Origin of the sequence: Micromonospora echinaurantiaca (genome assembly GCF_900090235.1) — a bacterium.
Taxonomy (GTDB): domain Bacteria; phylum Actinomycetota; class Actinomycetes; order Mycobacteriales; family Micromonosporaceae; genus Micromonospora; species Micromonospora echinaurantiaca.
Window position 1 is genome coordinate 1,870,371 of sequence record NZ_LT607750.1, and the last position, 20,810, is coordinate 1,891,180.

At 75.8% G+C, this 20,810-nt stretch carries 18 protein-coding genes; 11 read left to right on the forward strand and 7 right to left on the reverse strand.

Annotated elements, in window-relative coordinates; all coding sequences use genetic code 11:
• Positions 1 to 164: 164 nt before the first annotated feature.
• The gene (locus GA0070609_RS08535) at positions 165 to 1,946 is read right to left on the reverse strand and encodes an ABC transporter ATP-binding protein (protein WP_231928585.1); all 1,782 of its coding nucleotides are present in this window, start codon (positions 1,944 to 1,946) and stop codon (positions 165 to 167) included.
• A 73-nt stretch (positions 1,947 to 2,019) separates the two neighbouring features.
• Here GA0070609_RS08535 and GA0070609_RS08540 point away from each other — a divergent pair, with 73 nt between their 5' ends.
• Positions 2,020 to 2,595, forward strand: coding sequence for a TetR/AcrR family transcriptional regulator (locus GA0070609_RS08540; RefSeq protein ID WP_231928586.1), 576 nt, complete (start codon positions 2,020 to 2,022; stop codon positions 2,593 to 2,595).
• A 64-nt stretch (positions 2,596 to 2,659) separates the two neighbouring features.
• Here GA0070609_RS08540 and GA0070609_RS08545 read toward each other — a convergent pair whose 3' ends face one another.
• The 3 genes from GA0070609_RS08545 to GA0070609_RS08555 form a co-directional block, all read right to left on the reverse strand.
• Positions 2,660 to 4,129 carry a GTPase domain-containing protein gene (locus GA0070609_RS08545; RefSeq protein ID WP_197700235.1) on the reverse strand — a complete coding sequence of 490 codons (1,470 nt, stop codon included), beginning with the start codon at positions 4,127 to 4,129 and terminating at the stop codon, positions 2,660 to 2,662.
• A complete protein-coding gene (locus tag GA0070609_RS08550; RefSeq protein WP_088993314.1) occupies positions 4,126 to 5,973 on the reverse strand; it encodes a dynamin family protein in 1,848 nt (615 codons plus the stop codon). Before GA0070609_RS08550 ends, GA0070609_RS08545 begins: the two co-directional genes overlap by 4 nt.
• Positions 5,974 to 6,075: 102 nt before the next feature.
• Entirely contained in the window at positions 6,076 to 6,996 is a 921-nt protein-coding gene (locus GA0070609_RS08555) for an IniB N-terminal domain-containing protein (protein WP_088993315.1), read from the reverse strand.
• 301 nt (positions 6,997 to 7,297) lie between these two features.
• On the opposite strand from GA0070609_RS08555, the gene GA0070609_RS08560 reads away from it, so the two are divergent.
• The 6 genes from GA0070609_RS08560 (at position 7,298) to GA0070609_RS08590 (ending at position 15,040) form a co-directional block, all read left to right on the forward strand.
• Complete coding sequence (locus GA0070609_RS08560) at positions 7,298 to 8,596, forward strand: Hsp70 family protein (RefSeq protein ID WP_088993316.1); 1,299 nt, start codon at positions 7,298 to 7,300, stop codon at positions 8,594 to 8,596.
• Positions 8,597 to 8,604: 8 nt separating this feature from the next.
• Entirely contained in the window at positions 8,605 to 11,139 is a 2,535-nt protein-coding gene (locus GA0070609_RS08565; protein WP_088997584.1) for a LuxR family transcriptional regulator, read from the forward strand.
• Entirely contained in the window at positions 11,136 to 13,454 is a 2,319-nt protein-coding gene (locus tag GA0070609_RS33095; RefSeq protein WP_172899312.1) for a sensor histidine kinase, read from the forward strand. Before GA0070609_RS08565 ends, GA0070609_RS33095 begins: the two co-directional genes overlap by 4 nt.
• Complete coding sequence (locus GA0070609_RS08580; RefSeq protein WP_088993318.1) at positions 13,454 to 13,900, forward strand: roadblock/LC7 domain-containing protein; 447 nt, start codon at positions 13,454 to 13,456, stop codon at positions 13,898 to 13,900. Before GA0070609_RS33095 ends, GA0070609_RS08580 begins: the two co-directional genes overlap by 1 nt.
• A complete protein-coding gene (locus tag GA0070609_RS08585) occupies positions 13,878 to 14,255 on the forward strand; it encodes a DUF742 domain-containing protein (RefSeq protein ID WP_088993319.1) in 378 nt (125 codons plus the stop codon). The genes GA0070609_RS08580 and GA0070609_RS08585 overlap by 23 nt, the downstream gene beginning before the upstream one ends.
• Positions 14,256 to 14,326: 71 nt before the next feature.
• Complete coding sequence (locus tag GA0070609_RS08590; protein ID WP_088993320.1) at positions 14,327 to 15,040, forward strand: cellulose binding domain-containing protein; 714 nt, start codon at positions 14,327 to 14,329, stop codon at positions 15,038 to 15,040.
• Between the two features lie 148 nt (positions 15,041 to 15,188).
• On the opposite strand, the gene GA0070609_RS08595 is transcribed toward GA0070609_RS08590, so the two are convergent.
• The 3 genes from GA0070609_RS08595 to GA0070609_RS08605 are packed head-to-tail and all read right to left on the reverse strand — an operon-like array spanning position 15,189 to position 17,240.
• Positions 15,189 to 15,422 carry a hypothetical protein gene (locus tag GA0070609_RS08595; protein ID WP_088993321.1) on the reverse strand — a complete coding sequence of 78 codons (234 nt, stop codon included), beginning with the start codon at positions 15,420 to 15,422 and terminating at the stop codon, positions 15,189 to 15,191.
• A 19-nt stretch (positions 15,423 to 15,441) separates the two neighbouring features.
• On the reverse strand, positions 15,442 to 16,284 hold the full coding sequence (locus tag GA0070609_RS08600; RefSeq protein WP_088993322.1) for an ABC transporter permease subunit: 843 nt from the start codon (positions 16,282 to 16,284) through the stop codon (positions 15,442 to 15,444).
• Positions 16,281 to 17,240, reverse strand: a complete 960-nt coding sequence (locus GA0070609_RS08605; RefSeq protein ID WP_231928587.1) for an ABC transporter ATP-binding protein — start codon at positions 17,238 to 17,240, stop codon at positions 16,281 to 16,283. Before GA0070609_RS08605 ends, GA0070609_RS08600 begins: the two co-directional genes overlap by 4 nt.
• A 552-nt stretch (positions 17,241 to 17,792) precedes the next feature.
• On the opposite strand from GA0070609_RS08605, the gene GA0070609_RS08610 reads away from it, so the two are divergent.
• The 4 genes from GA0070609_RS08610 to GA0070609_RS08625 all read left to right on the forward strand — a co-directional run bounded on the left by GA0070609_RS08610 (position 17,793) and on the right by GA0070609_RS08625 (position 20,797).
• Positions 17,793 to 19,898, forward strand: a complete 2,106-nt coding sequence (locus GA0070609_RS08610) for a TOMM precursor leader peptide-binding protein (RefSeq protein ID WP_172899313.1) — start codon at positions 17,793 to 17,795, stop codon at positions 19,896 to 19,898.
• A 53-nt stretch (positions 19,899 to 19,951) separates the two neighbouring features.
• Complete coding sequence (locus GA0070609_RS08615) at positions 19,952 to 20,134, forward strand: hypothetical protein (RefSeq protein WP_088993325.1); 183 nt, start codon at positions 19,952 to 19,954, stop codon at positions 20,132 to 20,134.
• Between the two features lie 187 nt (positions 20,135 to 20,321).
• On the forward strand, positions 20,322 to 20,540 hold the full coding sequence (locus GA0070609_RS08620; protein WP_231928588.1) for a thiazolylpeptide-type bacteriocin: 219 nt from the start codon (positions 20,322 to 20,324) through the stop codon (positions 20,538 to 20,540).
• Between the two features lie 71 nt (positions 20,541 to 20,611).
• Positions 20,612 to 20,797, forward strand: coding sequence for a thiazolylpeptide-type bacteriocin (locus GA0070609_RS08625; RefSeq protein ID WP_088993326.1), 186 nt, complete (start codon positions 20,612 to 20,614; stop codon positions 20,795 to 20,797).
• Positions 20,798 to 20,810: the final 13 nt, after the last annotated feature.

Here is a 20,810-nt window from a genome sequence, read left to right on the forward strand (position 1 = left end):
GGTCGCGCCGTGGCCGCTGGTCACCCTCGGCCCCGGTGCCGGCCCGATCGAACGGGTCAGCGTCAACCTACGCGGATACGATCGAGATAGCTCTATATCATCTGGCTCATATCACCAGCTGACGCGGCCGGTCCGGCCCACCACCCGGTAGCGGCCACCGGCGACTAGCGCACCGCCACCGGCTCGTCGCGCCGCTCGGCCGCGATGCGCAGCGCCTCGACCAGCCGGCGGTAGAGGTCGTCGCCGGCCAGCAGCTCGGCATGGGTGCCCTGGGCCCGGATGCGGCCGTCCGCCAGCACGACGATGCGGTCGGCGTCGAGCACGGTGGAGAGCCGGTGGGCGATGGTGACCACCGCGCCGGCCGCGGCGCGCTGCCGGACGCACTCGTGCAGGGCCGCCTCGGTCAGGCCGTCGACCTGCGCGGTCGCCTCGTCGAGCAGCAGCACGTCGGGGGTCCGCAGCATGGCCCGGGCCAGCGCGATGCGTTGCCGCTGGCCGCCGGACACCTCGGTGGACGACAGCGAGGTGTCCAGGCCGTCGGCGAGCGAGTCGATCTTCTCGTCCAGTCGTACCGCGCGCAGCACCTCGCGGATCTCGTCCTCGGTGGCGTCCGGGTGGGTGAACCGCAGGTTGTCGCGGATGGTGCCGGGCACAACCGGCGTCTCCTGCTCGACGTACGCCAGTCGGGCGCGCACCTCGTCGTGGCTGTAGCTGGCGTACGGGCGGCCGTCCAGCAGCAGCTCGCCGTGCTCGGGTTCGAGGAACCGCAGGATCAGCGAGAAGAGGGTGGTCTTGCCGGCGCCGGACGGCCCGACGATCGCGGTGTGCCCGCGGCGCGGGATGACCAGGTCGATGCCGCGTACCGCGGGCGGCGCGTCCGGACCGTAGCGGGCGGTGACGTCCCGGAACTCCAGCACCGGCTGCTCCGGATCGGCCGGCGGCGCGGGGCGGGTGGCGGTGGCGGGCGCGGTCTCCGGCTCGGTGTCGATCGCCTCGATCTCGCGGATCCGTCCGGCCGCGGCCACGCCGGCCTGCAGGGCGGTGGTGTTCTGGGTCAGCTCGGTGATCGGCCCCATCAGCTGGAACGCGTAGAGCAGGAAGGCGATCAGGCTGGAGATCTCCAGCAGGTCGCGCTGCGCCCGCCAGGCGCCGATGCCGAGGATGGCGATGACCGCCAGTTGGATGCCGGTCCAGGCGATCGTCCAGACCGAGGCGGTCACCCGCGCCGACCGTACGCTGTGCGCCGCGGCCTGGCGGGCGTCGGCGACGACGCGCTCGCCCAGCCGGGCCTCGGCGCGACTGGCCTTGACCGTGCGGATCGCCCGCAGCGCGCCCTCCAGTGCCCCGCCGAGCTGCCCCATCGACTGCTGGGCCGCGGCCTCGGCCGCCGCGATCCGGGGCATCAGCGCGCCCATCACCGCCGCGACCACCAGCACGGCCACGATGGTGCAGCCCAGCAGGAACAGGTCCAGCACCCCCATCAGCACCAGCGTGCCCACCAGGGCGATGCCGGCGTTGACCAGGCCGACGATGCTGCCGGACGCCTCCCGCAGCAGGTGCGTGTCGGAGGTGACCCGGGTGACCAGTTCCCCGGTGGGCCGGCGTTGCAGGTCGCCGACCCGGGCCCGGAGGTAGCGCCGGACGAGCGCGGTGCGCGCGTCCAGCACGATGTGCTCGGCCAGCGTGCCGAGCAGCCGCCACTGGCACAGCGTGATCGCCGCGCCGACCACGACGAGCGCCAGCAGGACGCCGATCGGCCGGGCCATCGACTGGCCGGCGCCGAGGGTGTCGAGGACCCACTTGGTGACCATCGGCGTGGCGAGCCCGGCCGTGTTCGCGGCGAGCCCCAGCACCAGGCCGAGGAGCATCGTCCGCCGGTGCGGAACGAGGAACGAGGCGAGCGTGCGGAGTCGGGGGAGGGTGGCTTCGGAGCTGGAAGGAGCCATGACCCAAGTGGAACAACGATGTTCCACTATCGTCAAGCTGTATTCCGAACTGGGGTGTTGCTATCCTCTGGGCGTGACCGACCAGCAGGTGTCCGGTAGCCGGGCGCGGACCCGTCAGGCGATCGTCGACGCCGCGATCGAGGTGCTGGGGCGCAACCCCGCCGCGTCGCTCGGCGACATCGCCACCGCCGCCGAGGTGGGACGCACCACCCTGCACCGCTACTTCGCCGAGCGTTCCGACCTGCTGGCCGCGGTGGGCGCCGAGGCCGTCGCCCGGCTGGGCCGCGCCACGGCCCAGGCCCGCATCGGCGAGGGCGCCGGTGCCGCGGCGCTGCGCCGGCTCTGCCAGGAGTACTTCGACCTGGGCAACCTGCTCTCGCTCATGTTCACCGAGCCCGAACTCTGCGTCGACCCGGCAGCCGCCGGTCAGTCCGACGGGTGCGATCCCGACTTCGCCGCGATGGTCGAGCGTGGCCACGCCGACGGCACCATCGACCCGGAGCTGCCGGCGGACTGGTTGCAGAGTCTGGTCTGGAGCCAGCTCTACGCGGGCTGGGCCTACCTCGCCGAGACCGGCGCCTCCCGGCACGAGGTGCTGCGCCTGATCCTGCGCACCGTCGACGGCGCGATCGCCGTCCGGGCGGCCTGACCCGGCGGCGGCCGGTGGCCGCCCGACCCGACCGTCCGACGGCGTTGATCGCTCGGCCGGCCGGTCACCGCCCGCCCTCGGCCAGCTCGGCGAGCAACCCCTCGCAGCTGCGCACCACGACCTCCGCGCCCCGCCGCTGGGCCAGCCGCAGCACCGGATCCTCCGCGCGTTCCCGCCAGCGCGCCTGCGCGTCGGCGGCGACCTCCCACAGCCGCTGCACGGTCGCGTCGTGCTCCACGCCGAGCCGGGCGGCCAGCCCGACCCCGTCGCCGCCGACCAACCGCCGCGCCTCCTCGGCCAGCTCGGCGTCGAAGCCGATCCGGGTGTCGCGCAGCGCGGCGAGCAGGCGCAGCTCCTGGAACTCGTGCGCGCCGGCGAGGATCTGCTCGACCGTGCCGAGCAGCTCCGCGCTGCCCGGACCGGGCTCGGCCCGCAGCAACACCTCCACGGCGGCCAGCGCCGAGCGCGCCTTCAGGGTGTCCCGCCGGTCGACGAAGAACCGGTGCACCGACTCGCGCAGCTCGGTCAGGCCGCTGCGCCGGATCAGCTCGGCGCAGAGCGCCACCCGACTGTCGCCACCCGTCCGCACCAGGGTGGTGGCCAGCCGGACGCCGAACAGACCCAGCCGCTCCAGCAGCGTGGCGCGCACCTCGGGGTCCAACGCCACCGGCAGCTCGCCACGGCGGAAGCGGTCGGCCGAGAGCAGGTGCGCCTCCAGCTCCGGGCGCGGCACCCGGGCCAGCTGGGCCAGCGCCGCGTAGTCCGACTCGCTGAGCACCCGGCCGGCCAGGCCGAGTAGCCCGCTGCACGCCACCACGTTCAGGCAGACCGCGTCGACCCGCGGGTCGCGGTGCTGCCGGCGGGCGACCTGCCGGGCGGTGAGCAGGGCGTCGATCCGCCCGCCCCCGACCTCGTCCGACCGGGACAGCACCAGCACCACCGGCACCGGGGCGGCCTGCCCGACCGCGCTCTCCCGGACCGACTCCAGCACCCGCAGGTCGCTGCCCCGGCCGTCCCGGGTCAGGTAGAGCAGGGCGTCCGCGTCGCGCAGCACCCGGTCCAGCACCGGGGACCGGCCGTGCTCGTCCGGGCCACCGACCGGCGGCGTGTCGATCAGCGTGATCTGCCGCAGCGCCCGGGTCGGCCACCGCACCACGATGTCGCGCAGCTCGCCGGCCCGCCAGCCGACCAGGTCCACCCGCATCCCGGTCGCCGACTTGGCCACCGCCAGTTGCTGCGGCGGGTGGCTGGTCGAATAGGCGGTCGCCGCCGGCTGCGCCCCGTTCTCGTACCAGGTGAAGACGCCGCTGCCGTCGGTTCCCTCGACCGGGGCGACCTCCTCGCCCATCAGCGCGTTCAGCACCGTCGACCGGCCGGAGCGCCACGGACCGGCGATCGCGATGCGCAGCGGCTGCTCCAGCCGGGCCAGCTGGCGGCGCAGGTGGGCGGTGGCGCGGGCGTCGTCCCGGTAGCACTCCAGGGCCCGGTGCAGCAGCCCCCACACCGCCTCGTCCAGCCGCAGGCCGACGGTCATGCCCGCGGCTCCAGCGTCGCCGGCGCGGGCCGGGCGCCGGTCAGCTGCTGCGCCTGCTCGTAGAGCGCGGCCAACCGGGTCATCTTCAACCGGATCTCACGCTGGCGCTGGTCGCGCGCCGCCGCGTCGGTGTCCGCGGCCTGCTTGGCGGTACGCAGCGACGCGACGATCGCCTCCTGCAACTCCTCGGTCAACGCGGTGAAGTGGTCCCGCAGCATCCGCTGCACCTGCCGGGTGACGTCCCGGCACTCCTTCGTCATCCGGACGAAGACGTCGTCGACGTGCCGCTGGATCGCCGACTTGACGGTCGCCTGGCGACGGCGCAGCAGCTGCCGGCTCTCGTCCCGGATGCTCTTGCCGCCGAACAGCGCGCCGGCGCCGATCGACACCGGGTTGATCATCGGCATCCCGGCCAGCGTCATCGCCAGGCCGAACATCAGCAGGCCGCCGTACGAGCCCTTCATGCCGGTGAACACCTTCTGGGCGGCGGTGAACCGGTCGATGCTCGGCCGCTCCATGCCCGGCAGCCGGCCGCCGAGGTCCTCGGGCACCGACATCGACCACGGCGGCAGCACGTCGTAGCCGTACCGGGCGAAGTTGCCGGCCACCCGCCGGGCGGCGAAGTCGCAGCGCTGCACCAGCCATTCGTGGTTGGCCTCGGCCGCCTCGACCAGGCTCTGCCGCAGCCACTCCTCGAAGGTTTCCCAGGCGACCAGCGGGTCGGCGGTGTCGAACGCGTCGTCGACCATCCGCAGGATCTCCCGGGTCCGGTCGCGCAGGTCGTACTCGATGTCGGAGAGCAGGTCGGCCATCTCGTCGGCGAGCGTGTTCTGCCACCGGGTGGAGCACCGGCGCAGCTCGTCGGCCTCCCGCTGGGCGGCGTGCAGCCGGGACATCGGCCCGGTCTCCCGCTCGGCCTGCTGGCTGGCCAGTTCGGCGCGCAGCGGCGCGGCGAGCTGCTCCACCACCGTGCGGGCGACCAGGCTCACCGACGCCCGCGCCAGCACGTCGGCCTTGCCGGCCAGGTCCCGCTGAAGCCGCGCGATCAGCACCGGAAAACCCGACTCGGCGTTGAGGCCACGATCGTCGGCGGCGGCCGCCCGCAGCCGCAACGCCGCCGACACGCAGACCAGCGCCGCCGGCACACCGGCCTCGGCGAGGTGCTTGCGGTTGCGCTCGGCCACCGCCCGCCAGTCCGGCGCCAGGTCGGTCTTGGTCTGCACCACCAGCACGTTGGAATGCGACCGGGCGAGGTGCAGCAGCACGTTCAGCTCGGCCACCGAGAGCTCCCGGGTCGAGTCCGAGACCAGCAGCACGGCGTCCGCGCGGTTCAGCGCGGCGGCCGGCGCGGCGCCGCCGAGCGCGGCCACCTCGTCGGCGCCCGGGGTGTCCACCAGCACCAGGCCCGCGCCGAGCAGGGCACGGGGGAGTCCGATCTCGACGTACGCCGGACCGCCGCCGGCCCGGCGCAGGGTGCCGGCCACCCCGGCGGCGATCTGGTCCAGCGGCAGCTCGGTCCGCTCCACGGTCGCGGTGCCCCCGCCGGGCCGGCCCGGGATGGACGGTGGCCCCTGGACCACGGTGGCGGTGGCGACCGCGGCGTGCCGCACGACGGTCGGCAGCACGGTGGTACGGCCGTCGCCCACCGGGCAGACCGGGGCGTTGACGATCGCGTTGACCAGCTGGCTCTTGCCCTGGTTCGGCTCGCCGAGGACCAGCACCCGCAGCGTCGGATCCAGCAGCTGGGCGCGCTTCTCGCGGACCGTCTGGAGCAGGTCGCCGCGCCCGTGCTCCCGACACGTACGGGCGATCTCGTCGAGCACGTCCAGCCAGATCCCCGCCATCACCGCACCAAGTGTGCGGATTTCAGGGCAATTATCAAGAGGGGTCCGGGAAAAGGCCGGACCGCCCTGGGCGGTCCGGCCTTTTCGCTACACCGGGTTCCGTCAGAGCAGACCGTCGGTGACGCCGAGCAGGCCCCCGCCGGCCGACGCCGAGGCGTCACCGTGGACCCCGGCGTCGCCGGTCACCCCGCCGGTCACGCCACCCGTCACGCCACCCGTCACGCCGCCCACCGTGCCGGTCACCCCACCCAGCAGACCGTCGACCTGGCCGGTGACGCCGTCCACGGTGGATGGCACGTCGATCGGTGGGACGACGCTGCCGGGGCCGGTGGTGATGCCGAGGCCGCCGAGGGTGTCGTCGACGCCGAGGCCGTCGACGAGGCCGTCGACCTGGCTCTGGGTGTTGCCGAGGGTGCCGCCGAGGAGGCCGTCGCCGCCGAGGACGCCGGTGCCGAGCAGGCCGTTGTCGCCGCTGTCGAGGGCGGTGGTGGGGTTGCCGAGGGTGCTGGTGAGGTCGCTGACGGCGGGGTCGGCGATGGTGTCGGTGGCGCCGATGACGTCGGCGTCGAGGGTGTGGGCGAGGTCGTGGGCGCCGGTGAGGTCGGTGCTGAGGCCGCCGGGGCCGATGCCGAGGCCGATGCCGGGTAGGACGGTGGCGCCGACGCCGACGGCGGTGGGGTCGACGGCGATGGCGCCGAGGACGCCGGCTTTGACGTCGAGGCCGTTGTCGCTGGTGGTGAGGGTGAGCTGGTGGGTGACGTTCTGGAGTTGGCCGACGACGTCGGTGGTGTCGGCGAGCAGGGGGTCGACGCCGAGTTGCCCGGCGGTGGGGCCGACGGGGTTGAGGCCGTGGACGGGGGCGTAGTCGACCACGAGGGGGACGACGTCCTGCACGTCGGCGGCGGTGATGTCGTTCAGGCCGGCGGCCCGCAACGCGCCCTCCGGGTCGAGGTCGAACGCCGACCGCGCGTCCGGGTCGGTGAGCAGGTTGAGGACGAAGTCGTGCAGGGTCTGGTGCGGCATGGTGCCAGTTCTCCTCGGTTGGCGTCGGTGACCGTCGATCGTCGACAGCGACCGTACGGCCGGGGGCCGGCACCGGGCATCGGGGAACGCCCCGCAACCCGCCCCGCCGGATTAGGGTGTCCGCCCCCTCGTCCGTTAGGGGGACTGGGGGACTCGGGCCGGCCAGAGTTAGGGTCCCGATCCGGGAGTGATCTCTGGTACGAACGTAGGAGCCCACGGGGGTTCCACCGGGGGTGGTCGCCGACCGGTGCCGACGCCGTCGCCACCGGCCGGGCCGACTCGCGGTGAGGAAAGAAAGCGGATGCCGTACGTCCTGGGGATAGACATCGGAAGCACCACCACCGTGGCCAGTGTGGCCCGGCGCCGTGGAGCGACCTGGACCCGCCCCGAGGCGGTCACGCTGGATGACGGTTCGGTGACCGTACCGTCGGTGCTGCGGCTGTCGGCGGACGGCATGTTCCTGGTCGGCGAGCCCGCCGTCGCCGAACCCGGCCGGACCGCCCGCGGCTTCGTCCGTCGGGTCGGCGACGACGTGCCCCTGCTGCTCGCCGGCGAGCCGTGCTCGCCCCAGACGCTGACCGCCGCGCTGGCGACCTGGGTGGTGCAGCGCGTCCACGACCGGGAGGGCGAGCCGGCCGAGGCGGTCGTGCTCAGCCACCCCGCCGGCTGGGGCCGGCACCGGCGCGACCTGCTGCGCGACGCGCTGCGCGAGTTCGGGCTGATCGGGGTGACCCTGCTGCCCCGCACGGTCACCGTGGCCGAGAGCCATGCCGCTCGCGGCTTCCCGGGCGGCACGGCGGCCGTGTACGCGCTCGGCGGCGCCACCTTCGAGGCGGCCCTGGTGCGCCGCACCCCGCGTGGCACGTACGAGACGTTCGGTCTCCCGCAGGGGCTCGACCGGCTCGGCGGCGCCGACTTCGACGAGGCGCTGGCCGACCACGTGCGCACCGTGCTGGCCCGGGAACTCGGCGCCGCCGGCCGGCGGACGGCGCACGCCGTGCTGCGCGGCCTGCTGCCGCAGTGCGAGCGGGCCAAGCGCGAGCTGACCGTGGACGCCGAGACCGACGTGCTGCTGACCCTGCCGACCGGCCCGGCCCGGGTGCCGATCAGCCGGACCGCGTTCGAGGAACTGGTCCGGCCGGCCGTGCAGGCCACCGTCGACCTGCTGGTGCGCACCGTCCACTCCGCCGGGTTGCGGCCGGCGCAGCTCGACGGCGTTCTGCTCGCCGGGGGGTCCACCCGAATCCCGCTGGTCGCCGAACTGCTCGCCGCGGCCTTCCCGGTGCCGGTCGAGGTGGAGCCCCACCCGCAGCTGACCGCCGCCACCGGCGCTGCGCTGGCCGCCTGCCAGGTGGTCGCGCCTCGCACGCCGCGACGGGCGCCGGAGCCCGGCCCGGCCGCCGGGCCGGGCGGCACCGACGCCCACGCCCCGGTCAGCGGCGCGGGCCGGGTGGCCGTACCGGCCCAGCGCCGACCGGACCTGGACCGGCCGGCGACCGGTCAGCCTCCACCCCGGCCGCCGGTCCGGATCACCCCACTGGAACTGCCGAAGGCGTCCCGCCGCCTGGCGCTCACGCGAGGACGGGGCCGCGAAGGATGACCATGATCATGAGTAGCGTGGCCGGGTCCCGGCTGGTGCTGGACCCGGGGCCGCGGGCCCTGCTCGACGCCGTCGGGCGGGACCCGGACGCGCCGCTCACGCTCGGCGTGACCGGGCCGGGCGGGCACGGCCGCAGCGCGTACCTGCGGGAGCTGGGCCGGATCTACCGGGAGGCCGGGACGACCGTGCTGGAGGGCGCGCCGGTGGCCGCCGAGACGGTCGACCCGGCGGCGGTGCTGCTGGTCGACGACGCGCACCTGCTCGACGACGCCCGGCTGCGCGCGCTGCACGCTCTGGTGGTCGCCCGCCGGCACCGGCTGGTCGTCGGCTACCGGCCGTGGCCCCGGCCGGCGGCGCTGGTCGAGCTGGCCGACGCGCTGCGCCGGGACGGGCAGCTGGTCCTGCTCACCCCGTTCGCCCGCGAGCAGACCGCGGCCTACCTGGCCGCCGCCGACCTCGGCCGCCGCTCCGACCTGGTCGACTTCGTGCACACCCAGACCGGCGGGGTGCCGCGGGACGTCGAGCGGCTGGTCCGCGGGCTGCGCGGGCACGGCGGCGGGGTGCCCGCCGAGCCGTCCCGGCAGGTGGTGCTGGAGTTCGCGCCCGACCTGGAGGAGCTGACCCCGGACGTACGCCGGCTGCTGCTCGCCGTCGCCGCCGGGGTGCCGCTGCCGGTCGACCTGCTCGGCCCGCTGCTCGGGCGTACCCCCGAGGAGGTGGACGGCCTGGTCGCGGCGACCCGGGCGGCCGGCCTGCTCGGCGCGGACGGCCGGCTCGCGCCGATCGTGCGCCGGGCGGTGGCCGCGCTGAGCCCGGCCACCGACCGCACCGCGGTGTGGCGCCGGCTCACCGAGGTGCAGCTCGCCCGCGGCGGGCCGGTGCTCCCGCTGGTCCGTTCGCTGCTCGCGGCCGGCGTGGCGGCCGACTGCCCGGCCCCCACGTTGGCGGCCGCAGCCGAGGAGGCGCTGGCCGGCGAGCCGGCGCTGGCCGCGGAGCTGTTCGCGGCCGCCGCGGCCGCGGGTCGGCCGGTGACGGTCCGGCAGGCGGCCGCCGCCGCGCTCGCCGGCGACCTGGACGCCGCCCTGCGGCTGGCCGATCGGCTGCTGGACACGGCCATGCCGGCCGAGCGCGCCGAGGCGGCGACGGTCGCCGCCACGGCGCTCGCGCACCGCGGCCAGCTCGGCCGCAGCGTGGAGCTGTACCGCTGGTCGGGCGGCGCCTCGGCGACGGCGTTCGCGGCCGTCGGCGCGCTCGCCGCCGGTCAGCCGGACGACCGCCCGGACGCCGTCGGGCCGGCCCCCGACGGGCCGCCCACCCTGCACGCCAGCGCGGCCCGGCTGATGGCCGACGGGATCGCCGCCAGCGTCGACGGCCCGCCGACCGCCGCGCTCTCCACCCTGGTGCAGGCGGCCGCGCTGCTCGAACCGGCCGGCCGGGCGGTGCTGCTGCCGGACAGCCCGGCCGCGCTCGCCGCGCTGACCGCGCTGCACTGCGGCGAGCTGGAGATCGGCGAACGGGTGCTCGACCGCGCCGTGGCCGCCGGCACCGGCGGGCCGCTGCTGGCTCGGCGGCACCGGCTGCTGCAGGCCTGGATCGCGATGGTCCGCGGCCGTACGGTGCTCGCCGCCGACCGGCTCGCGTCGGTGACCGGTGGCCGGCCGCTGGAGTCGCGGGACCTGCTCTTCGCCACCGCGCTCGAACTCGGCATCGCCCGGCGCAACAGCGACCTCGGCGCCCTCCAGCGGGGCTGGGGGCACGCGCTGGAGGCGCTGGTCCGCCACCCGGTCGACCTGTTCACCCTGCTGCCCCTCGGTGAGCTGGCGATCGCCGGCGCGCGCCTGGGCGACCTGGCGCGCCTGGCGCCGTACCTGCGTGAGGCCCGGCTGCTGCTGGCCCGGCTCGGCGACCCGCCACTGTGGAGCGCGCCGCTGCACTGGAGCGGGCTGCACGCGGCGATCCTCACCGAGGAGCCGGCGGCCGCCGACGACCACGTGGCCGCGCTGCTCGCCGCCGCCGGCCACAGCCGGTACGCCGCCGTGGTCGCGGCAGCGGCCGCGAGCTGGGTGGAGGTGCTGCGCGGCGTCGTCGACCCGGTCCGGGTGGAGGCGGCCGCCCGCGGGCTGCACGACGCCGGCCTGTGCTGGGACGGCGCCCGGCTCGCCGGGCAGGCGGCGATCCGCACCTCGGACCGGCGGGCGATGACCGCGCTGCTGGACTGCGCCCGGATGTTGCAGGGACGGCCGGCCGGCGCCAAGGGCGCACCGCGGGCCGAGGACGCCGAGGCCATCGCCAGCCCCGCACCGCACCGGCTCAGCGACCGGGAGCGCGAGGTGGGCGAACTGGTGGTGGCCGGGCTGACCTACCGCGAGATCGGCGACCGGCTGTTCATCTCCGCCAAGACGGTCGAGCACCACGTGGCCCGGATGCGCGCCCGGCTCAACTGCGCCAACCGGGCCGAACTGCTCGCGCTGCTGCGGACGCTGCTGGCCGACCGCTCGGGCGACGCGTCCGGCCGGCCCTGGCCGGAGAGGCCGACGCCGTGAACCGCGCCGACGCGGTGCGCCCCGCCGACGCCGTGAGCCGTGCCGACCCGGTGAGCCCTGCCGACGCCGTGAGCCGTGCCGGCGCCGTGGGTCGCGCCGGCGGGGTGGACCGTGCGGCTGCGCTGGCCTGGCCCGGCGATCCCCGGATCCGCCGGCAGCTCGCCGCGCTCGCCGTCGTGCTCCTCGCCCTCTGGTCGTACGCCGCCTTCCTGACCGGCCGGGACGCCGCCGACCTGCTCCGGGTGCGGGCGCTCGCGGAGACCGTCGGGCAGCCCACCGACCAGCTGATCCTCGATCTGCAGGTCGAACGCCGGATCAGCGCGGCGGCGATCGCCGGGGACGACCGGGCCCGTGCCGCGCTGACCGGCGTACGGGCGGACACCGACCACTCCGCCGGCGTCCTGCGGGCGGCCGCCGACGGTGTCGACCTCCGGTTGGTCACCGCCGGTGCCGTCCGGGACCGGGTCGACGACCTGCTCGGACGGCTGGCCGGGCTGCCCGGGCTGCGCGCCGAGGCGGACGTCGGCCGGGCCGCCGCGGTGGCCGGCTACCACGGCCTGATCGACGCCGCCTTCGCCGTGTACGGCCCGGAGTGGGGGGCACGGGAGAGCACCCTGGCCGCCGAGACCCGCGCGGTGATCGGGCTGGCCCGGGCCCGCGAGCTGCTCGCCCGGGAGGACACCCTGGTCACCGCCGCGCTGGCCAACGGCTGGCTCACCGCCGACGACCGGCTCCGGCTGACCGAACTGGTCAGCACCCACCGCCACGTCCGGGCCGAGGCGACCGCCGGGCTCTCCGTCGCCGACCGGAACGACCACCGTGCCCTGGTGGAGGGGCCGGGCTTCACCGCGTTGCTCTCGCTGGAGGATCGGCTGCTGCGCGCCGGTGAGGACGGGCCGGTGCCCACCGGCGAGCAGTGGCGCGCGGCGGTCGACCCGGCCCTGGCCGGGCTGCACCGGCTGGTGACGTCCGCCGCCCGGGGCAGCGTCGAGCGGGCCACCCCGGGCGCGGCGCTGGTGGTCACCCGGACTGGCGTGGTGCTGGGCCTCGGCCTGGTCGCGGTGCTCGTCGTGCTGGTCGGCTGGGTGGGCACCGTCCGCCGGCTGGCCGCTGCCGCCGGCGCCCCCGCGTCGCCCCGGCCGGGCGTGCCGACCGGCGACCCGGACCGCCGCAACGGCGCCCTCGCCGGGCCCGACCCGTCGACCGCCGGGTTCGCCGGCCACCTGGTCGGTCCCGCCGCGGCGGCACCGTCCACTAGGGACATCGTCGACCGACGCCCGCCCGAGGTGGCGGTTCGGCACGGCGGGACGGCGGTCACCGAGGCCATCCGGCCGGCGCCGGGTGCGGGGGAGCCGGCCCTGCGCGAGCTGTTCGTCCGGCTGACCCAGCGCAACCAGGTCCTGCTGCGTGACCAGCTCACCCTGTTGGACGCGCTGGAGCGCCGCGAGCGTTCGGCCGCCGAGGCCGCCGAACTGTTCCGGCTCGACCACCTGGCCACCCGGATCCGGCGCAACGTGGAGAAGGTGGTCACCCTTGCCGGCGGCACGCCCGCCCGGCGCTGGCGACGGCCGGTGCCGCTGCTGGACGTGGCGCGTGGCGCGGTCGCCGAGGTGGCGGACTACCAGCGCGTCCTCGTCGCGGCGCACTGGCCGTGGACGCTCGCCGGCCCGGCGGTCACCGACCTGGTCCACCTGCTGGCCGAGCTGATCGAGAACGCCCTGGTCTGCTCGCCGGCGAGCAGCACCGTGCGGGTCGCCGCCGAGGCCGCGGCACCGGGTTGCGCCGTCCTGGTCACCGACGACGGGCCGGGGCTGGACGCCGCCGCGCTGGCCGAGCTGAACCGCCTGCTCGCCGCCCCGCCGCCGGGCGGCCCCCCGGCCGGCCAGGCGGGGTTGTACGCTGCCGCACTGCTCGCCACCCGCCACGGCGTCCGGGTGTCGCTGCGGCCCGGCCCGCGGGGTGGCACGACAGCGGTCGTGTGGCTGCCGGCCGGCCTGGTCGCCCCGACCAGCCCGGATGGCGTCCCGGCCGCGACGGCTGACGAGCCGACCCGGGTGGGTGGCGTCCCGGCCGGGGTGGGCGGCCGTCCGGGCGGGCTGGCTGGCGCGCCGGCCGGCGCCGGTGGCCTTCCCGCCGGCCCGGACGGCGGACCGGACGGCGGGCCCGAGCGACCACCGGCCCGGTCCGGCGGGCCGGGCGACAGCGGCGGTCTGCCGGTACGAGACCGCAGACCCGGGTCGGTGCGGCCCGGGCCGGGCACCATCGGCTCCGACACGGTCGAGATGCCGGTTCCCCGAGCACCGAGAGGACGATGATGACGCAATCCTTGGTCAGCGCCGACAGCCTGACCGCCGCCCTGAACGACCTGGTCGACCGGGTGCCCGGGGCCGAGTTCGCGGTGGTGCTGTCCCCGGACGGGCTGCTGCTCGGCGCCTCCCGGGACGTCGACGACGAGCTGGCCGCCCAGCTGTCCAGCATGGTCGCCGGGCTGGAGGCGCTGGGCATGGCGGCCACCCGGGTCTGCGTCGGTGGCGCGCTGCGCCAGGTCGTGGTGCAGATGTCCCGGGCGTTCCTGTTCGTGGCCACCACCCGCAACGGGGCGATCCTCACCGTCCGGATCGGCGGGGACGCCGAGGTCGGCGACATGGCGTACGAGGTGGCGCTCTTCGTGGGGCAGGCCGAACGGCACCTGCCGGTGTACCTGGAACCGGCCTCGATGGCGACGAACGGGGGCCCGGGTGCGGGCGACCGGCGACGCTGACGAGGCGTGGTACGACGACGACGCCGGCCCGATCGTCCGGCCGTACGCGATGACGCGCGGCCGCAGCGCGCCCGACCAGGGGCGGTTCGACCTGATCACCCTGGTGGTGACCCGGCCCGCCGCCCCCGCCACCCAGCTCTTTCCCGAGCAGGCGCGGATCGTCGAGCTGTGCCGGCGTCCACTGTCGGTGGCCGAGGTCGGCGCGGAGCTGGACCTGCCGGTGGGCACCGTCCGGGTGCTGCTCGCCGACCTGGCGGCCGCCGGGCTGATCGAGACCCACGAGCCGCCGATGCTGTCCGCGCTGCCGACCGAGGCGCTGCTCAAGGAGCTGCTCGCCGGGCTTCGCGCACTGTGACCGGGCCGGGGCGGCCCGCCGCCCGCCGGGGCGGCAGCGTGCCCGGCGGACGATCTGTAGGGGGAAACGCAATGCCGGCAGCACCGCCGCAGCCACGGCGGACCGTGGCCATCATCGTGCTCGACCGGATCATGGCCGTCGTCGCATCGGTGCGGCAGGTGGCCACCGGCCGGGCTGACGGGGCGACCGTGGCCCGGCTCGCGTTGCTCGCCGCGGTGGCGGTGCTGGTCGCGACGGCGGTCGCCGTCGTCGTGGTGCTGCGGACCCCGGAGCGCCTGGCGCCGGTGGCCCTGGGCCCGCCGCCGGCGGTCGCGGTGCCGACCGGTCCCCCCGCGGGCGGCTCCGGGGTGCAGGCCGAGCCACCCAGCTCCCGCCCGACGTCGGCGCGCCCGAGCACGGCGACCTCCTCGGCCGCCCCGGCGACGAGCGGGTCCACGGCGACGCCGCCGGCCACCGGGCCGGCGCTCGGCGCCGAGTTCGCCATCGAGGAGCGCGCCCTGCTCAGCTACGGCGCGGCGGTGACCATCAGCAACCCTGGGCCGGGCCGGGTGACCGCCTGGACCCTGGTGATCACGTTGCCCCGGGAATCCCTGGAGGTCACCTCGGTCAGCGGTGCCCGGGCCAGCCGGGACGGCGCGACGTGGAGCTTCGTGCCGGACGGCGCCGGCGCGGCGGTGCCCGCCGACGGCTCGGTGCGGGTGACCTTCCGGGTGACCGGTTCCCCGGTCAGCGCCGGCCCGACCGCCTGCACCATCGACGGCACGCCCTGCACCGGCCTGAACTGAGCCGCCGGTCGCCGCCGTGCCCCGCCCGGGCCGCCGCCCCCGCGCCGTCGTGCCAACCGCGATCCGGGGCGGTGCGGCGGGGGTGTGACCCCGTCCCCGGGTGCCGGGCGGTGCCGGCGGCGCTGCCGGGCCGCCGGCGCGGCGGCGCTCAGCGCTCCGGGTGGCGGCGGACGAAGTCCTGGTACGTCTCGTTGGCCAACTCGATCTCACGAACCTGCGCGGCCAGCTCGGCTCGGCGGATCTCCGCCGTCGCCCGGGCGCGGGCCAGCCGCAGCTCGTGCCGCCGGTCGCGCCGGCGGGACCAGCCGCGGGCGGCGGCCCAGGCGATCCAGCCGCCCGACGCCGCCAGCCCGGTCAGCCCGAAGGCGAGCAGGAATTCCACGGTGCCTCCTTCCGGCTGCTCAGCCGACGTCCCGGCGGACCGCCAGCCAGGTGCCGAGCCCGAACGTCAGCAGGACGTATCCGGCCAGCACGGTGGCCGGCAGCACGGCGCTGGTGGCGTCGAGCACGCCGGGCGTACCGCCGTCGAACTGGGACCGGGAGCCCAGCGCGCCGGCCAGCGCGCCGGAACTCGGCGCCAGCAACAGCTTCTGCGGCACCGTCAGCGGGTCGAGGACGAGGGCGAGCCCGCTGACCGCGTTCTCCAGCACCAGCGTCCACACCAGACCGACGGCGATCGCGGTGGCGGTGCTGCGGAAGGCGATCGCGAGGAACCAGCCGACCCCGGCGTGGGCGGTGCAGATCAGCCAGGCGGCGGCCACCGCCCCGGCGACGTTCCCGGCCGGCGGCCAGTCGGGTCCCCGCCCTTCGATCGCGGCCAGCACCCCGGTGACCAGCGCCAGCGCCGCGAAGGTGGCGACCACGACCAGCAGGGTCAGCCCGCACAGGACGACGGCGTGCCCGGCCATCACCTGCGCTCGCCGCGGTCGCTGTGTGAAGATCAGGTTCAGCGTGCCCCAGCGGTACTCGTTGCCGACCACCAGCGCGCCGAGGATCACCACGATCGCCCCGCCGAAGAGCGGGAACAGTCCGATCCCGGTGGTGACCAGCTCGCCGGGCAGGACGGCGGCGAGCAGCGACTCGGCGGCCTCCGCCTGCTCCGGGTCGCCGGCCAGCGCCAGGTGCACCAGGTAGGGGATGCCGACGCCGAAGGCGAGCGCCAGGATCGTCCAGGTCGCGGTGATCGTCCACACCGCCGGTCGCTTCCGGTCGGCGAACCAGGCCGCGCGGATCGAACCGATCATCGGGCGCCTCCCGTCACGGTCGCGGACTCGTGCCGCTCGCCGGGCGCCGGCTCGTCGGGCTCCGGGGCCGCCGGCTCGGCGCGGTCGCGGCCCGGCGACCGGTCGCCGGGTGCGGCGGTCAGTTCCAGGAACGCCTCCTCCAGCGAGTGGCGCAGCGGGCGCAGTTCCCGTACGTCGACGCCGGCCTCGACCAGGCGTCGGTTGAGTTCCGCGGCCAGCGCCGGATCGGTGGTGACCCGCAGCAGCCCGTCGACCACCTCGACCGCCCGGACCCGGTCGTGCTCGCGCAGCTGGGCGACCGCCGCGTCCACCGGGTCGGCGTCGATCAGCAGCACGGCCCGGCCCAGCGCCTCGCGCAGGTCGTCCGGGCTGCCGTCGGCGACCAGCCGGCCGTGGTCGATGACCGCGATCCGGTCGCAGATCTGCTCCACCTCGCCGAGGACGTGGCTGGACAGCAGCACGGTCCGGCCCTGCTGCCCGAGCGAGCGGAGCAGCTCCCGGATCTCGGAGACGCCGGCCGGGTCGAGGCCGTTGGTCGGCTCGTCCAGGATCAGCAGGTCCGGTTCCTTGAGCAGCGCGGCGGCCACCCCGAGTCGCTGCTTCATGCCCAGCGAGTAGGTGCGGAACGCCGAACCCGCCCGCCCGGCCAGGCCGACCTCGGCGAGCACCCGCTCGGCGGCGCCGTCGGGCACCCCGGCGTAGCGGGCGGCCAGCCGCAGATTGTCCAGCCCGGACAGGTGCGGGTAGAACGTCGGCGACTCGATGAGGGCGCCGACCCGGGCCAGTTGCCCCGGCGCCCCGGGCGGCAGGCCCAGCACCCGGATCCGTCCGCTGGTGGGCCGGACCAGCCCGACCAGCATGCGCATGGTGGTTGTCTTGCCCGCGCCGTTCGGCCCCAGGAAGCCGAGCACCTCGCCCGCGGGCACCCGCAGGTCGAGGCCGTCGACAGCGGTCACCCCGCCGGGATAACGCTTGGTGACCCCGGCCAATTCAATGGCAAATCGGTCATTCCTCAACGCGGCGCCGCAATCGTACGCCCTCGCGCGAGGTTTCCGACGGCCCAATTTGACGCAATGTTCATCCGGCAGTCCTTAGAATTCCTGACCGCGACACAGGGTTAATTGCGTGCGGTCAACTAACTGCTCGTTAAGGCAACTGCCCAGGTCGCGACGGGGGTCGGGCCTGGGCCGTGTCATCGTGCCGCCGCCGGTCGCGGCCCTTGCCGTGTAACGATGTAAAAGCCTCTGACCTGCGGCGGGGCCGATGACGCCCACAGCGTAGCGGAGGTCGATCGTCGCCGGAAGGCCCCTCGGCGCGTGCCGCCCATCGATTTTGTCTTAGCCGCAGCTCAGCCCGTACGAATTCACCGTCACCACTGGTCGACGCGAAACATTCTGTTGACGAATGAATTGATCTTGGGCAGCATGAAGGCACTTTCGAGTTGACCGTGGTCGTTGGCATGGGGGCCGAAGATGAGCCAGTCGCCGGACGGTGGAATGACCCTTGAAATGCGTCCCAAGCTCCGGCACGACGTGGTGTTCCTGGACGCTCCGGCGGGTGCCTACCTGCGCGGCCCGGACACCGCCTTCCTGATCAAGGGACGGTCCGCCTTCCGGTGGCTGAGCTCGCTGAGCCCCTACCTCACCGGCGAGCACACCCTCGCGCAGCTCACCGCCACCCTGGAACCCGGCCAGCGGCAGACCGTGCTGACCCTGGTCCGGGCGCTGGTCGCCCGCGGCTTCGCCAAGGACGCCGGCGACCGTACCGAGCTGCCGGAGCCGGTGGCCCGCCGCTTCGCCGCCCAGATCGAATTCGTCGACCACTTCGCCGACGACGCGACCGGCCGGTTCCGCCGCTTCCACGCCGCCCGGGTGGCGCTCGGCGGTGGGGGAGCGCCGCTGCTGGCCGCGGCGGCCGGCCTGCTCCGCAACGGGTGCCTCCGGCTCGACCTGCACCCGGACGACGACCCCGCACCCTACCTCGAGGCCCTGCGGCCCGAACTGGACGAGCTGCGCGCCGACGGGCTGCCGGTCGAGGTCACCGTCGGCACCGGGCCGCTGGCCGCCACCGGCGCCGACGCGGTGCTCCACTGCGCCGGCCCGGACGGGCTGGCCGGCCTGGCCGAGCTGGCCCGCGCCAGCCACCGGGACGGCCCGCTGCTGGTGCCGGTGGTCTGGGACGGCGACCGGGCGGTGGTCGGGCCGACCGTGGCGGCCGGACAGACCCCCTGCTGGTGCTGCGCCCAGCTACGGCTGACCGCCACCGCCGAGCCGGCGGCGGCCGCCGACTTCTGGCGCCGCGCCGCCCTCGGCACCGGCGAGCCGGTCTTCCTGCCCGAGGTGACCGGGCGGATGCTGGGCAACGCCGCCGCCTTCGAACTCTTCCGCGCGCTGACCGGCGCCGTGCCGCCGGACACGGCCGCGGGCGTGCTGCTGCTCGACCCGACCACGCTGGAATCGAGCCGCGAGCGGGTGCTGCCGCACCCCGCCTGCCCGGTCTGCCGGGACGTCGAGGTGACCGCGCCGGCGGCGCCACCCGCCTCGGACGACGAGACCTACCAGCGGGCCGAGGCGCTGGTGTCCCCGTACGCCGGGGTGTTCACCCGGTTCGTGGACGACCCGCTGGAGCAGGCCCCGCTGAAGACGGCCCGGCTGCGGCTGCCGGGGCGGCGCGGGCCGCGCGAGGTGACCGCGTTCGACGTGCACACCGTGATGAACGCCCGGCTGGCCGCCTACCGGGTCGCGGTCCGGGAGCACGCCGCCCGCCATCCGGACCCGGCCGCCGTGCGGACGGCGTCGGCCGTCGAACTGCGCGAGCAGGGCGAGCATCCGGTCCCGTGGTTGGAACTGGACTCGGCCACCGGAGCGCCCCCGATGGACCCGGCACGGCGGACACGTTGGCTCCGCGCGGCGGTGCTCGGGCGGCCGGAGACCGTCTGGGTGCCGGCCGCGCTGGCGCTGCCCACCTCCGCGCTGAACGCCGAGGGCTGGGCCGAGCCGACCGTGGCCGGCGCGGCCGTCGCCGCCACCGTCGACGGCGTGATCGACCAGGGGCTGGCCGACGCGCTGGCGTACCGCGCGCTCACCGCCGCCCTGCGCGGCCGGGGCGACCTGCGGTCGCTGGCCGAGGAGGACCTGGTCGGCGACGACGACACCGCGTTCGTGGTCAAGGCGGCGCGCCGGTTCGGCCGGCGGCTGTCGGTCTTCGTCCTGGGCGCCGCCGCCCCCGCGCACGCGGTGCTCGCCGTCACCGAGGCCCCCGACGGCGGCGACCGCGGCTGGGCGCTGGCCGCCGGCTTCGACCCGGTGTCCGCCCGGCTGGCGGCCGTGCGGGACGCGGTCGGCCGGGTCCAGGTGCGGCACTTCGAGGGTACGGACGCCGACCTCGGCGACCCGCTGCTGCGCGACTTCGACCCGGCGGCGGTCACCGTCCACGCCACCACCGGCGCGGCCGCGCCGGCCAGCGCCACCGACCGGGCCACCGTGCTGGCCGCGCTGGCCGAGCGGGGAACCGACGCCCTGCTGGTCGAGACCACCACCCGCGACGTCCGGGCGAGCGGCGCCTTCCGTAGCGGGGTGGTCCTGCTGCGCCACCACGGCCGAGCGGCCGACTGAACCACCACACCAGTGGTCCCGGCGAGGCACGCACCCTGGAAGGAGGTGGACACATGCCGATCACCCTGAACGACGAGCTCCGTGAGCTGGAGACCGAGACCTTCGAGATCGAGGAGGTCGAGGACGGCGGCGAGGCGCTCGCCGCGAGCAGCTCCAGCTGCTCCTGCTCCAGCTGCTGCAGCTGCAGCACGTCGAGCTGCTGCAGCACCAGCACCAGCACCTCCAGCTGCGGCTGACCGGGCGTCCGGGGTTGACGCCCCGACGCCGACGACCTCCAGTCCTGGTGGGACACCGCAAGACGACGCACCATCCGCCGCCGGCCGACACCGGCGAGTAGCCCCTGCGTGCCTCCGCTGGATCCACCGTGGTGGTGCGGGCAGACCCACCGACGACTGGCACCGACCGCGGCTCAAGGAGAGGCCCGTGCCGACCCAACCCCTGACATCCGGCGCACTGCCCGACTCGGTCCGCAGTGAACTGCGCGATCTGCAGACCGAGACGTTCGAGGTCGAGGACATCGCGGATCTGTCCGCCGACCTCATGGACATCTGCAGCAGCAGCACGAGCACGTCGAGCTGCTCCAGCTGCAGCACGTCCAGTTGTTGCAGCTGCACCTCGTCGAGTTGCAGCAGCACCAGCTGAGCCGTGGCGCCGCCGGCCGCTCCGGACGGCCGGCCGGCGTCGGGGCCCCGAAACACCGAGGGGAGGTAGAAGTGCCGGAACTGACTGAGGAACTGCGCGCGCTGGAGACGGAGACGTTCGAGATCGAGGACGTCGACGCCGTCGACGCGATGGTCATGGACTGGTCCAGCTCCAGCTGTTCCTGCTCCAGCTGCTGCAGCTGCAGCACGTCGAGCTGCTGCAGCAGCAGCACCAGCACCGGATGCGGCGGCGGCTGACCGTCGCCACCGT